Below are 13,755 nucleotides of genomic sequence, written 5' to 3' on the forward strand. Positions count from 1 at the left end.
ACGCACACCTCTTGACGTGTCCAGGGCGAAACCGGTTACATCGGCGACACGAGAGAGCGCTCTCTCGCCTCTCTCGAGGTTCCGTCGTGCACCTGTACCACGACCCAGGAGACGTCATCCATGCAAGTTCCCCCCACGAGTTCCGCACCCCCCACCGCACCTCGCCGGCACCGCCGCTCCAGGACGCTCGGCTTCGCCGCGCTCGCCGTTTCGCTGCTGATGGCCTTCCCCACAGCCGGGTCGGCGTTCGGTGACGAGGCCGAGGAGGTCCCCGGCGGTGGTGATCTCGGCCCCAACGTGCTGGTCTTCGACCCCTCGACCCCGGACATCCAGGGCAAGGTCGACGAGGTCTTCAAGAAGCAGGAGTCGAACCAGTTCGGCAGCGACCGTTACGCGCTGATGTTCAAGCCGGGCACGTACGACGACATCAACGCCCAGATCGGCTTCTACACCTCGATCGCCGGGCTCGGCCTGAACCCCGACGACACGACCTTCAACGGCGATGTCACCGTGGACGCGGGCTGGTTCGACGGCAACGCCACCCAGAACTTCTGGCGCTCGGCCGAGAACCTCGCCCTCAACCCCGTCAGCGGCACCAACCGGTGGGCCGTCTCCCAGGCCGCCCCCTTCCGCCGTATGCACGTCAAGGGCGGCCTCAACCTCGCACCCGACGGCTACGGCTGGGCGAGCGGCGGCTACATCGCCGACAGCAAGATCGACGGCCAGGTCGGGCCCTACTCGCAGCAGCAGTGGTACACCCGCGACAGCTCCGTCGGCAGCTGGGGCAACGGCGTCTGGAACATGACGTTCTCCGGCGTCGAGGGCGCCCCCGCCCAGAGCTTCCCCGAGCCGCCCTACACCACCCTGGACACCACCCCCGTCTCCCGGGAAAAGCCCTTCCTCTACCTCGACGGCAACGACTACAAAGTCTTCGTCCCCGCCAAGCGCACCAACGCACGCGGGGTCTCGTGGAACGGCACCCCGCAGGGCGAGTCCATCCCGCTCAGCCAGTTCTACGTGGTGAAGCCCGGCGCGACCGCGCAGACCATCAACGCGGCCGTACGCCAGGGCCTGCACCTGCTGTTCACCCCGGGCGTCTACCACGTCGACCAGCCCATCGAGATCGACCGGGCGAACACCGTCGCCCTCGGCCTGGGCCTCGCCACGATCATCCCGGACAACGGAGTGACCGCCATCAAGGTCGGCGACGTCGACGGCGTCAAGCTCGCCGGACTCCTCGTGGACGCGGGACCGGTCAACTCCGAGACGCTCGTCGAGGTCGGCCCCGACGGCGCGTCGGGCGACCACTCGGCCAACCCGACCAGCCTCCAGGACGTGTTCGTACGCATCGGTGGAGCCGGCCCCGGCAAGGCGACCACCAGCATCGTCGTCAACAGCGACGACACGATCATCGACCACACCTGGGTCTGGCGCGCGGACCACGGAGAGGGCGTCGGCTGGGAGACCAACCGCGCCGACTACGGCGTCCACGTCAAGGGCGACGACGTGCTGGCCACCGGGCTGTTCGTCGAGCACTTCAACAAGTACGACGTCCAGTGGTCCGGCGAGAACGGCAGGACGATCTTCTTCCAGAACGAGAAGGCGTACGACGCCCCCAGCCAGGCAGCCATCCAGAACGGCGACATCAAGGGCTACGCCGCCTACAAGGTCGACGACTCCGTCACCACCCACGAGGGCTGGGGCATGGGCAGCTACTGCTACTTCAACGTCGACCCGACCATCCGACAGCAGCACGGCTTCCAGGCCCCGGTGAAACCCGGAGTCAAATTCCACGACCTGCTCGTCGTCTCCCTCGGCGGCCAGGGACAGTACGACCACGTCATCAACGACACCGGAGCCCCCACCTCCGGTACGGACACCGTCCCGTCCCAGATCGTCTCCTTCCCCTAGACGGGGCAGGGCCTCACGACGAACGCCCCCGCTCGGAAGTCCGGGCGGGGGCGTTCGTGCGGGCGGATCGCGTCCGGTCAGCCCGCGCCGGTCAGGTCGATCGTGGCGGTGCGCTCCGCGGGGGTCTTGCCGAGCAGTGCGCCCTGCATGGCCTGGGCCACGTCGGTCGGGCTGACCTCGTGCTTCTTCCCGTCACCCTTGGTGATCATGATGCCGTCGAAGACGCCGTCCAGCAGGGTGTCGATCGCTTCCCTGTTGTAGACGGGGACCAGCTTGCCGTCGACCGGCTTCATGGACAGGATCTGCGGCAGGGACCTCGCGGGGCCGAAGTCGATCTGCTTGGGTCCTGCCTTGATGGTGACCAGGCCGGACATCGCCGGCTCGGCGAACTCCTTCATCGCCCGGTCCAGTTCGGCCTGGGTGATGGTGGGTTCGGTGGCGGCTACCGGCAGTTCGACGACGGCCGGCTCGCCGGTCTGGACCTGCGCGCGATAGGCGTCCCGGACGGAGATCATCGACCGGTTGACGTCCAGCGACTTGCCCGACTTGCCGGGGACGGCCACGGCCTTGTTCGGCTCGAACTTGATCGTGCCGTCGTTGCTGGAGCCGGCGACGCCTGCCAGGTCGGTCAGCGCGACCCCGAGCTTCTCCTCGTCGACCGGGATCACCGGGTCGGCGGGACGTGCCCCGCCGAACAGCGAGCCGATCACCGAGACCGGGTTGTAGTCGCTGCCCGCGGCGCCGCGGACGGTCTCCTGGCTGTCCAGGGTGAGGCCGGCCTTGTCGGGGGCGAGCTTCTCCTCCTTGCCGTCCACGGACAGCCGCAGAGGCGTCCGGGCGCGCTTGCCGAGGGCGGCCTCCAGCTTGGTGACCGCCTCCTCCTTCGTGCCGCCGCCGATGTCGACGCCGAGCACGGTGGTGCCCTTGGGCACCTCGGAGTGGTTCATCAGCAGGCCGGCGCCGTAGGCCACGCCGAGCAGCACGACGACGGCCACGCCCAGCAGGACCACCTTGGAGCGGCCCTTCCTGGCGGGCGCCGCGGGCTTCGGAGCGGGCCGGGGGGCGGGAGCGGGCGCCGGGGCGCCCTCGTCCACCGGTCCGCCGCCCCTGGGGCCCTCGGGCGGCCGGATCCCACCGGGACCGCCCGGGAACGCCGAGCGGGGCTCCGCGGGGATGACGGGGATACCGCTGGTGAGCGTGTCACCGGAGACATGCCCGCCGGAGCCGGGGACGGGGGCGGGGGCGGGAGCCTGCGGCGTCAGGATCGCGGTGTCGTCCGACATCCGCGGGGGTACGCCACCGGGGCCGCCGGGCCGGGGCCCGGAGGGTCCGCCGGCCGCCGCCTGGCCGGGTCCGCCGGGTCCGCCGGGTCCACCGGGTCCACCGGGTCCACCGGGGAGACGGTCGAGGTTCGGCGTCAGGGACGAACTTCCGGTGGCCGGGCCGGTGGTGGGCCCGGTGGGGCCCTGGCCGGCCGGGGGCCGCATGCCCGGGTTCGGAGTGGACCGAGGACCGGAGTCGAGGTCGTCGAGGGCACTGCGGCCGGGACGGGGTGCGCCGCCCGGGTCGCCGGGCCGCTGCGGACCGTCGGGGAAGTACGGCATGTCCGGGCGGGGCGGCGTGGGGCCACCGCCCGCGCCGGAGGGACCGCCGGCGGATCCACCACCGGGGCCCTGGCCCTGCCCTGCGCCAGGACGCTGACCGGGGCCCTGGCCGGGTCCGGGACCCTGGCCGGGCGCGCCCGCAGCCGAGGCCGCGGGCGCGGCGCCCACGCCCGGGACGGGGGCCGGGGCCTTGCGCGGCGCGAACCAGTCGCTGCCGCTCTTCTCCCTGGCCGGCTTCTCGGCCGGGGCGTCGGCTGCCGGGCCGCCGTCACGCGCGTCCGGGCCGGGAGCGGGCGCTCCACCGGAGGACGGCGCGGGTGCGCCGGGCCTCGGGGTGGAGGCGGTGCGCTCCGGGTCCGGACGGTCGGCGGACGCGTCACTCATCGGCGTACGCATGACGACAGGCGGGATCGGACGCGAGCCCGGAATGTTGATCCGGATACGCGTCGTCAGCGTCGTCTCTGTTCTGGGCTCCTCGGGCTGAGGCGGATCCGCAGGCTCCGGAGTCTCCTCCGTCCCGTCCTGGGACGGGTGCAGCGACGGATACTGGCGTGATCCGTACGGCGGCGTACCCGACGGGTACGCGGCTCCTCCGCGCCCCTGGGGCCCGGAGGACGAACTGTCAGTTTCACGACTCAAAGCAGGTTCTCCCGATTGGCTCCGCCGCCCGTACTTCCCCCATGCCGCAGGCCAGGGGACGGCTCGGCGCGCGCACCACCATACTGGCCGCCACCGTAAGACTCGCCGCGCCCGGGGGGAACAAGGATGCACCCGTCACCGCGCGGAGGGGCAATCCGGGAGCGGACATACCACATCACGCGCCGTTCGGGCCGGTGCCACCGGCCGGATACCGCAGCCGCGACATCGTGGCGCACATCACAGCCACAGCCGTCCCTCCGAGCATGAAGAGGGCCAGGCCGAGCTCCTGGCCGAAGACGTAGTCGCCCTCGGGTCGCCCGCCGAGGAGGAGCACGAGGGCGATGAACCAGCCCACCGCCGGCGCCAGGGCGCCGAGCTGTGTCCCCGTCAGTACCCGGCCGCCGTAGAAGAGACCCGCCGACGCCGCGAGTGCGAGCAGCAGCCCGCCCGGGAACAGAGCCGCCTGGACGAGGGTGCCGGCGATCCCGACGGCCGCGCCGAGCACCGCGAGTCCCACGTACAGGGGGATCCGCGCGGGGTTCAAGGGCGCGGCGAGACCGGTGGGGGCGGGGCTCCTCGGCGGGGCGTTGGTGCGCGGCGCCTGTGACGAGGCGCGTGGCCTCTGCCTGCTGCTCATGTCTGTGCTCCCGGTGCGAGGGCCGCGTCCGTCACGCCCGCGAAGAGGTCGTGCTCGCGGGAACCGTCGTCCCCGCCCCGGGTACCCCGCGCCAACTCGTAGTACTCGGTGGTGAAAAGGGGCTGTCCCAAGTCGTTCGAAAGAGCGAAGAACGGCCCCTCCACGGCGATCTGGGTGGCGTGCGCCCGCATGGCCTCGGTCTTGGCCGTGGCGTACGCCGAACCGTCGATCTCCGCCGTGATCCGTGCGTCGTCCACGACACCGGGCACGTCGTCGACCGCGGCGATCCCCGGGAAGGTGTCGGGGGCGGTGTCCCGCAGCCGTGTGAAGGCCGCCTCGGCCACGGAGCGGGGCACCCGGTTCCAGTAGATCTTGGCGATGGTGTGCGGGGCCCCGGCGTCGGCGTCGTACGCGGGATCGGCGGCCAGGCCGGCCGCGCGCATCGCGACGCGGTGCGCCTGGATGTGGTCCGGGTGGCCGTAGCCGCCGTCGGGGTCGTACGTGACGAGGACCTGGGGGCGGAGGGAGCGGATCACTCCGACGAGGTGGCCGGCCGCCTCGTCGAGGTCGGCGGCCCAGAAGGCGCCGGGCCGGTGATTCTGCTCGGTGCCCATCATCCCGGAGTCACGGAACCTGCCGGGGCCGCCCAGGAACCGGTGGTCGGTGACCCCGAGCGCCCGCATCGCGGCGGCGAGTTCGCCGATGCGGTGGTCGCCCAGTCCGCCGTCCCGGTCGGCGGCGAGATGCGCGAGGTCCGGCGGGATGACCTCGCCCTCCTCGCCGAGGGTGCACGTCACGAGGGCGACGTGGGCGCCCTCGGCCGCGTACCTGGCCATGGTGGCGCCGTTGTTGATCGACTCGTCGTCGGGGTGCGCGTGCACCAGGAGCAGACGGCGGGTGGGGAGGTCCTTCATGGGACCACCCTACGAGCAGGCCGGCCCACCGGCCGAACGCCCCACGGTGTGGGGGGCGCCCGGCGGGGTATCCGTCGGAGGGCGGGACGGTCGTCAGAACTTGATGCCCCCGATCATGCCTGCCACGTTCGACGTCACCTCCGAGATGGTCGGGGCGATCGACGAGCTCGCCATGTAGAAGCCGAGCAACATGCAGACCACCGCGTGTCCGCCCTTCAGTCCGGATTTCCGGATGAGCAGGAAGACGACGATCGCCAGCAGCACCACCGCCGAAATCGAGAGTGCCACGGCGGTTCACCTCCATCAGTACGGTCGGGACGGGCAGCACACATGGAGCCAGCAGGTTCATACCCACCGAGCGCTACGGATCATAACTATCCGTGCCGACGCATTGATCGGGGCACAGCAGCACGAGGGGCGCACGGACCGGCCGCCGCAGACTAGGTTCGGGGCCATGACCTCGCAGAAGTTGACCTTTCCCCGCCAGCACGCCAGGACCCAGCGGTTCACTCTCGGCGCACCCCGCGCCTTCACCGTCTCACCGGATGGGACGCGGGTGCTGTTCCTCCGGTCGGCTTCCGGCACCGACCGGACGAACCGGCTCATGGTGCTGGACACCGCGACGGGCGACGAGCGGATCGCGGCCGATCCGGAGACCCTGCTGGGCGGTTCGGCGGAGAAGCTGTCGCCCCAGGAGAGGGCGCGGCGCGAGCGGACGAGGGAGGGCTCGGCGGGCATCGTGGGTTACGCGGTGGACGGCGCCGCCGAGTTGGCGGCCTTCGCACTCTCCGGGAAGGCGTACGTAGCCGAGTTGAGGGCGGGCACGGCACGCGCCCTGCCCGTACCGGGTCCGGTGATCGACCCGCGCCCCTCCCCCGACGGCCGGCACATCGCCTACGTGACACGGGGCGCGCTGCGCGTCGTGGGGGCGGAGGGCGACGGTGACCGGCCGGTCGCGGAGCCGGAGGACGCACACACGTCGTACGGCCTCGCGGAGTTCGTCGCGGCCGAGGAGATGAGCCGCTACCGCGGCTTCTGGTGGTCGCCGGACTCGGACCGCCTGCTGGTCGCCCGGGCCGACGACAGCGCCGTACAGCGGTGGTGGATCGCCGATCCGGCACACCCCGGGAGCAAGCCGGCCGAGGTGGCCTATCCGGCGGCGGGAACGGCCAACGCCGAGGTGCGGCTCTTCGTGATGGCCCTGGACGGCACCCGCACGGAGGTTGTCTGGGACCGGTCCCGCTTCCCCTATCTGGCGCGGGTGCACTGGTCATCGCACGGCGCCCCGCTGCTTCTGGTGCAGGCCCGCGACCAGCGCAGCCAGCTGTATCTGGCCGTCGACACGGAGAGCGGCGCGACCCGCACGGTGCACGTCGACGAAGACGGTGTGTGGCTTGATCTTTTCGCCGGGGTGCCCGCCTGGGCGCCTGACGGGCGGCTCGTGCGGGTCGCCGACGAGGGGGGCGCGCGGGTGCTCTCGGTCGGTGACCGGCCGCTGACCGGTGACCAGCTGCACGTCCAGGCGGTGCTGGACATCGGGGAGTCCGACATCCTGGTGCAGGCGACCGCGGGTGAGGGCGCGGCGGACCCGGAGACGGGGCAGAGCCATGTGTACCGGGTCAACGAGCTGGGCGTGGAGCGCGTCAGCGAGGGCCCCGGGGTGCACTCCGCGGTGCGGGCGGGCGGTGTGACGGTGCTGGTCTCGGCGTCCCTGGAGCACCCCGGGGCGGCGGTGCGGGTACTGCGGGACGGCAAGCGGATCGCCGATGTGGCGAACCTCGCCCAGGAGCCGGTCCTGACCGCGAACGTCCGGCTGACGGAGGGGGGCGCACGGCGGATCCCGTGCGCCGTGCTGCTCCCCACCGGATACAAGGAATCGGACGGCCCGCTCCCGGTGCTGATGGACCCCTACGGCGGCCCGCACGGCCGGCGGGTGGTCGCGGCCCACAATCCGCACCTCACGTCCCAGTGGTTCGCGGACCACGGTTTCGCCGTGATCGTCGCGGACGGCCGGGGCGCGCCCGGCCGTTCGCCCGGCTGGGAGAAGGCGGTGCGGGACGACCTGACGCTCACCCTCGACGACCAGGTCGAGGCGCTGCACGCCCTGGCCGGGCGCTTTCCCCTGGATCTCTCCAAGGTGGCCATGCGCGGCTGGTCGTACGGCGGCTACCTCTCGGCACTCGCGGTGCTGCGGCGTCCCGATGTCTTCCACGCGGCCGTCGTCGGCGCTCCGGTGACGGACTGGCGGCTGTACGACACCCACTACACCGAGCGCTATCTCGGCGACCCGGCGGCACAGCCCGGGGTGTACGCCCGCAACTCCCTGGTGACCGACGAGGGGCTCTCCGAGCCGGCCGACACCGTGCGGCCGATGATGATCGTCCACGGGCTCGCCGACGACAACGTGGTGGTCGCCCACGCGCTGCGGCTCTCGTCCGCGCTGCTGTCCGCCGGGCGCCCGCACGAGGTGCTGCCGCTGAGCGGGGTGACGCACATGACCCCGCAGGAGCAGGTGGCCGAAAACCTGCTGCTGCTCCAGGTGGACTTCCTCCGGCGGTCCCTGGGTCTGTCCCGGGCGTAGGCCCCTGGCAGCCTCTCGGACCGGCCGTCACCAGCCGGGCGGCGGGGAGGCGGGCGGCGGCGGGTTGCCCGGCCTGCCGCCGCTCTGCGGATAGCCGTAGGGAGGCGTGCTCCCGGTCTGCGGGTATCCGTAGCCGGGCGCCGCCCCGCTCTGCGGGTGTCCGTAACCGGGCGCCCCGCCCTGCGGGTATTCGTAACCCGGCGCCCCGCCCTGCGGATAGCCGTGGCCCCCGTACCCCTCGTTCTGTCCGCCGGTGCGCTCGAAGCCCCTGCGCGCGAGGACGAGGAGTGCCGCGGCCCCGGCGAAGGCGAGGAGGAACGAGGTGCCCATGCTGAGCTGCTGTTCGAGCGGCGCCCCGCCGAAGTGCTCCAGCCACCCGTTGTGGACGACGCGGGCGATTCCGCACCCGCCGGAGACCAGCAGGAATCCGGCGACGATCATGCCGAGCGGGCGGGCGTGGACGGCACGGAAGAGCGCGGTCCAGGCCACCACCAGGCAGGCCGTCCCGAGCGCGAGGCTGCTCCAGCCGGGCGGGGTGGCCGTCAGCCCGAGCGTGAGGGTCTTTCCGCCGATGAACCAGGCGGGATAGAGCGCGTCGGGGAGCGTGAAGAGCTGACGGATCTCCCAGGCGATCAGGACCGCCCCCGAGGTGCCGAGCGCCAGGAAGGCCGTGACCCCGGCGCCGCGGCCGGGCCGGGTGGGCAGCGGCTCGTCGGAGCCGTAGGAGTCGACGGGTTGCCTGCGGCCCGCTGCTCCGGTGACGACGAGTGCGAGGCCGGCGGCCAGGGCGACGAAGGTGCCGATGAGGGCACGGGTGCGGAGCTCGTCCTCGAACCGCCCGTCCATCCATGACGATCCGATCGTCCAGACGCCCGGCAGTCGCAGGGCGAGCGTGACCAGGCCGGTGGCGACCAGTGTGGACGCGGCGACCGAGGAGCGCAGCGCGGCGATCAGCGCGAGGACGTAGACGACGAGCAGCACCGGGTCGGCCTGGAGGGTGGCGGGCAGTGCCTTCGGCCAGCCGTCCGTGTAGCCGGCCCAGTACCGCAGCAGGACCGGCACGTCACCGACGGCCCGTAGATCCCGCACGATCCATCCCGCGACGACGGCCGCGAGTACGGCGCAGAGCACCGCTCCGGTGATCCTGGCTCCCCGTGTGAGTATCACACCGGCGATACTCCACCGCGGTCCGCCGATGGACAAGGGGACCTGTGAGGCGGAGCGGGCGCGTGCAGCCGGCCGGGGCGACGTGATGAACGCCCCGGCCGGTTCACGGCACCCGCACGGCCGTACGCACTCCATGGTGGGAGGTCCGTATATCGGTGCGACGACGGTCAAGTTGCCTCTGTGTTAACGGAAATGAGGCTCATTTATCGCCCTTTGTCGTCCTCGGGCGCCTCCCGCACGTCCTCCGGCGGCACCACCTGCTTCTCCTCCGCGAAGTGGCACGCGGAGTCGTGCCGGGCCGGTGTGTCCGTGTCCCGGAGGACCGCCGGGACCGCCAGCAGCGGCACCTCCAGCTCGCACCGTTCCTGCGCCTTCCAGCACCGGGTGCGGAAGCGGCAGCCGGACGGGATGTTCGCCGGTGAGGGCACGTCACCGTGGAGGATGATCCGCTCGCGGTGCTCACGGGCCGTCGGGTCGGGCACCGGGACGGCCGACAGCAGCGCCTGGGTGTAGGGGTGCGTCGGGTGGTCGTAGATCTCCTCGTCCGTGCCGATCTCGACGATCCTGCCGAGGTACATGACGCCGACCCGGTCGGAGATGTGCCGGACGATAGACAGGTCGTGCGCGATGAAGAGGAAGCTCAGGTCGAATTCGCTCTGCAGCCGGTCCAGCAGGTTGACGACCTGGGCCTGGACGGACACGTCGAGCGCGGAGACCGGTTCGTCGGCGACGATGATCTCGGGGTTGAGCGCGAGGCCCCGGGCGATCCCGATGCGCTGGCGCTGACCGCCGGAGAACTGGTGCGGATACCGGTTGATGTACTCCGGGTTCAGACCGACGACGTCCAGCAGGTCCTGCACCTTCTGCCGGCGGCTGCCCTTGGGCGCCACCTCGGGGTGGATCTCGTACGGCTCCCCGATGATGTCGCCGACCGTCATACGCGGGTTCAGCGAGGTGTACGGGTCCTGGAAGACCATCTGGATGTTGCGGCGCACGGCCTTCAGGGCGCGCCCGGACAGCTTGGTGATGTCCTCGCCCCTGTAGCGGATCGAGCCCCCGGTCGGCGGCTCCAGGTGGACGAGCATCTTGGCGACGGTCGACTTGCCGCAGCCGGACTCCCCCACGATGCCGAGCGTCTCGCCCGCCGCGAGGTCGAAGTCCACGCCGTCGACGGCCTTGACCGCGCCGACCTGCTTCTTGAAGAGGATGCCCCGGGTCAGCGGGTAGTGCTTGACCAGCCCGCGCACCTCCAGGATCGGTTCGCCCCCGGCGTACGGGCGCACGGGCGCCTCGGCCCGGAGCGTGGAACCGCCGCCCCCGCGGCCCGTCTCGTCAGCGTGCATCGAGCGTCTCCTTCCAGAAGTGGCAGGCGCTCCGGCGTTCCTCGTCCACGGTGTAGAGCGGCGGCACGTCCGTGCGGCACACGGCCTGCGCCATGGGGCAGCGCGGGTGGAAGGCGCAGCCCGGCGGGATGTGCAGCAGGTTGGGCGGCAGCCCCTTGATCGCGTACAGCTCCTGGCCCTTCTGGTCCAGGCGCGGGATCGACTTCAGCAGGCCCTTGGTGTACGGGTGGGCCGGTGCCTTGTAGATCTCGTGGACGGGTGAGGTCTCGACGATCCGGCCCGCGTACATCACGGCGATCTTGTCGGCGACGTCGGCGACCACGCCGAGGTCGTGGGTGATGAGGATGAGCCCCATGTTGAGCTCGCGCTGGAGCTCCGCGAGCAGCTCCATCACCTGGGCCTGGACGGTCACGTCGAGGGCTGTGGTCGGTTCGTCGGCGATGATCAGGTCGGGCTCCAGCGCCAGCGCCATCGCGATCATGATGCGCTGGCGCATACCGCCGGAGAACTGGTGGGGGAAGTCGCCCACCCGCTGCCGGGCCGCCGGGATGCGCACCCGGTCCATCAGCTCGATCGCCTTGGCCTTGGCGTCGCCGCGTGACATCCCCCGGTGCACGACGAACATCTCGCCGAGCTGCGCGCCCACGCTGAGGACCGGATTCAGCGAGGACAGCGCGTCCTGGAAGATCATGGCCATCTCCTGGCCGCGGATCCGCCGGCGCTCCTCGTTCTTGAGCTTCAGCAGGTCGCGGTCCTTGAAGAGGATCTCGCCCCCGCTGATCTTCCCGGGCGGCATGTCGAGGATGCCCATGATCGCCTGGGCGGTGACGGACTTGCCCGAGCCGGACTCGCCGAGGACGGCGAGCGTCTCCCCCTCGGACACCGAGTAGTTGACCCCGTTGACGGCCTTGGCGACACCGTCCCGGGTGTGGAACTCCACATGCAGATCGCGCACTTCGAGCAACATGGCAGCGGGCTCCTCAGCGCAGCTTGGGGTCGAGGGCGTCGCGCACCGCGTCGCCGAGCATGATGAAGGCGAGCACGGTGACCGCCAGCGCCCCGGCCGGCCAGAGCAGCATGTGCGGGGCGTTGCGGATGTACTGGGAGGCGGCGGAGATGTCGATCCCCCAGGAGACCGCCGGCGGCTTCAGGCCCACCCCGAGGAACGACAGGGTCGCCTCCAGCGAGATGTACGTACCGAGGGCGATGGTCGCGACGACGATCACCGGGGCGATGGCGTTGGGGGTGATGTGCCGGAGCATCATCCGCGAGTTCGAGGCACCCAGCGCGCGGGCCGCCTGGACGTAGTCGTTCTGTTTGGCGGTGATGACGGAACCCCGGGCGATACGTGCGATCTGGGGCCAGCCGAGCAGCACGATGAAGCCGATCACGGGCCAGACGGTGGAGCTGGTGACGACGGACAGGAAGACCAGCCCGCCCAGTACCACGGGGATGCCGAAGAAGACGTCCGTGATGCGGGAGAGCACGGCGTCCCACGTCCCGCCGAAGAAGCCGGCGAGGCCACCCAGCACGCCCCCCAGCAGCGAGACCCCGAGGGTGGAGAGGACGCCGACCGCCACCGAGGTCCGCGCGCCGTAGACGGTGCGGGTGTAGACGTCGCAGCCCTGTCCGTCGAAGCCGAAGGGGTGCCCGGGCTGGGAGCCCTCCTGTGCCTTGGCCAGGTCGCAGTCGAGGGGGTCCTGGCCGGCGATCAGCGACGGCCAGATCGAGATGATCACCAGGAAGAGGATGACCAGTGCGGAGATGATGAAGACCGGGTTGCGGCGCAGGTCGCGCCAGGCGTCGGACCACAGGCTGCGCGGCTTGCCGGTGGGTCCGGTGCCTTCGGGGCCTCCGGGCGTCTTCTCCAGGGTGGTGCCCTCGTCCATGGCGAGGTCCATCGCGCCGCCCGCCCCGGCGCCCGAGATCGCTCCGCTGCCCGTCGTCCCGTCCCACGGCTTCGGCTCAGGCATAGCGGATCCTCGGGTCGAGTACGGCGTACAGGAGGTCGACGATCAGGTTGGCCGCCAGGAAGACGAGGACCAGCACGGTGACGAACCCGACGACGGTCTGGGAGTTCTGGCGCAGGATCCCCTGGTAGAGCTGGTAGCCGACTCCGTGGATGTTGAAGATGCGCTCGGTGACGATCGCCCCGCCCATCAGGGCGCCCACGTCCGTACCGATGAAGGTGATGACGGGGATCAGGGAGTTGCGCAGCAGGTGCCGCACGACCACGCGGCGTCTGGGGAGGCCCTTGGCGACGGCGGTACGGACGTAGTCGGCGCGGGCGTTCTCGGCGATCGACGTGCGGGTGAGCCGGGTGACGTAGGCGAGTGAGACGGAGGCCAGCACGAGTCCGGGGACGATGAGTTCGTCGACCGGGGCCTCCGAGGAGACGGACGGCTTGATGACGCCCCACTCCACGCCCAGCAGGAGCTGGAGGAGCAGGCCGGTGACGAACGTCGGTACGGAGATGACGACCAGGGTCAGGATCAGCACCGTGGTGTCGACGGGCCGGCCGCGGCGCAGGCCGGTGACGACGCCGAGGCTGATGCCGATGACGATCTCGAACACGATGGCGACGATGGTGAGCCGGATGGTGATCGGGAAGGCGGTGCCCATCAGCTCCGTGACCTTCTGACCGTTGAACGCGGTGCCGAAGTCGCCGGTGAAGACGTTGCCCATGTAGGTCAGGTACTGCTGCCAGACCGGCTTGTCGAGGCCGAACTCGCTGCGCAGCTGGGCGGCGGTCGCGGGGTCGCACTGGCGGTCGCCGCAGAGGCCCGCGACGGGGTCGCCCATCACGTGCACCATGAGGAAGATCAGCAGCGTGGTGCCGAAGAAGACCGGGATCATCTGCAGCAGCCGCCGGATCACATAACGTCCCATGAGGACTCCCGGGGGTCGGGGCTGGCGGGCGGGAGGACCGGAAAGCCGGGTGGCCGGTGCGGCTGCCGCA

11 protein-coding genes are annotated in these 13,755 nt (G+C 71.3%); 2 read left to right on the forward strand and 9 right to left on the reverse strand.

Annotated elements, in window-relative coordinates; translation table 11 throughout:
- Positions 1 to 120 precede the first annotated feature (120 nt).
- Positions 121 to 1,911 carry a coagulation factor 5/8 type domain-containing protein gene (locus tag AB0P41_RS29605; protein ID WP_365935128.1) on the forward strand — a complete coding sequence of 597 codons (1,791 nt, stop codon included), beginning with the start codon at positions 121 to 123 and terminating at the stop codon, positions 1,909 to 1,911.
- A 77-nt stretch (positions 1,912 to 1,988) separates the two neighbouring features.
- Here the strand turns inward: AB0P41_RS29605 and AB0P41_RS29610 are convergent, their stop codons facing one another.
- The 4 genes from AB0P41_RS29610 to AB0P41_RS29625 all read right to left on the reverse strand — a co-directional run bounded on the left by AB0P41_RS29610 (position 1,989) and on the right by AB0P41_RS29625 (position 5,993).
- Positions 1,989 to 4,154 (reverse strand): hypothetical protein, encoded by a 2,166-nt coding sequence (locus tag AB0P41_RS29610; RefSeq protein WP_365935130.1) that lies wholly within the window; start codon positions 4,152 to 4,154, stop codon positions 1,989 to 1,991.
- Between the two features lie 175 nt (positions 4,155 to 4,329).
- On the reverse strand, positions 4,330 to 4,791 hold the full coding sequence (locus tag AB0P41_RS29615) for a DUF6113 family protein (RefSeq protein WP_356715974.1): 462 nt from the start codon (positions 4,789 to 4,791) through the stop codon (positions 4,330 to 4,332).
- Positions 4,788 to 5,705: an N-acetyl-1-D-myo-inositol-2-amino-2-deoxy-alpha-D-glucopyranoside deacetylase gene (mshB, locus tag AB0P41_RS29620; RefSeq protein WP_356715976.1), complete on the reverse strand. Its 918-nt coding sequence runs from the start codon at positions 5,703 to 5,705 to the stop codon at positions 4,788 to 4,790. Before mshB ends, AB0P41_RS29615 begins: the two co-directional genes overlap by 4 nt.
- 93 nt (positions 5,706 to 5,798) lie before the next feature.
- Positions 5,799 to 5,993: a DUF2304 family protein gene (locus AB0P41_RS29625; protein WP_056793925.1), complete on the reverse strand. Its 195-nt coding sequence runs from the start codon at positions 5,991 to 5,993 to the stop codon at positions 5,799 to 5,801.
- 166 nt (positions 5,994 to 6,159) lie between these two features.
- Here AB0P41_RS29625 and AB0P41_RS29630 point away from each other — a divergent pair, with 166 nt between their 5' ends.
- A complete protein-coding gene (locus AB0P41_RS29630; RefSeq protein WP_365935133.1) occupies positions 6,160 to 8,286 on the forward strand; it encodes an alpha/beta fold hydrolase in 2,127 nt (708 codons plus the stop codon).
- Positions 8,287 to 8,313: 27 nt separating this feature from the next.
- Here the strand turns inward: AB0P41_RS29630 and AB0P41_RS29635 are convergent, their stop codons facing one another.
- From AB0P41_RS29635 to AB0P41_RS29655, 5 genes are all read right to left on the reverse strand, one after another.
- Complete coding sequence (locus AB0P41_RS29635) at positions 8,314 to 9,453, reverse strand: hypothetical protein (RefSeq protein WP_365935134.1); 1,140 nt, start codon at positions 9,451 to 9,453, stop codon at positions 8,314 to 8,316.
- A gap of 203 nt (positions 9,454 to 9,656) precedes the next feature.
- A complete protein-coding gene (locus tag AB0P41_RS29640) occupies positions 9,657 to 10,796 on the reverse strand; it encodes a dipeptide ABC transporter ATP-binding protein (protein ID WP_365935136.1) in 1,140 nt (379 codons plus the stop codon).
- The gene (locus AB0P41_RS29645; RefSeq protein ID WP_365935137.1) at positions 10,786 to 11,763 is read right to left on the reverse strand and encodes an ABC transporter ATP-binding protein; all 978 of its coding nucleotides are present in this window, start codon (positions 11,761 to 11,763) and stop codon (positions 10,786 to 10,788) included. Before AB0P41_RS29645 ends, AB0P41_RS29640 begins: the two co-directional genes overlap by 11 nt.
- 13 nt (positions 11,764 to 11,776) lie before the next feature.
- Complete coding sequence (locus AB0P41_RS29650) at positions 11,777 to 12,769, reverse strand: ABC transporter permease (protein ID WP_356715986.1); 993 nt, start codon at positions 12,767 to 12,769, stop codon at positions 11,777 to 11,779.
- Positions 12,762 to 13,685, reverse strand: coding sequence for an ABC transporter permease (locus AB0P41_RS29655; protein WP_365935139.1), 924 nt, complete (start codon positions 13,683 to 13,685; stop codon positions 12,762 to 12,764). Before AB0P41_RS29655 ends, AB0P41_RS29650 begins: the two co-directional genes overlap by 8 nt.
- Positions 13,686 to 13,755: the final 70 nt, after the last annotated feature.

Origin of the sequence: Streptomyces sp. NPDC079167, assembly GCF_040686735.1 — a bacterium.
Classification (GTDB): domain Bacteria; phylum Actinomycetota; class Actinomycetes; order Streptomycetales; family Streptomycetaceae; genus Streptomyces.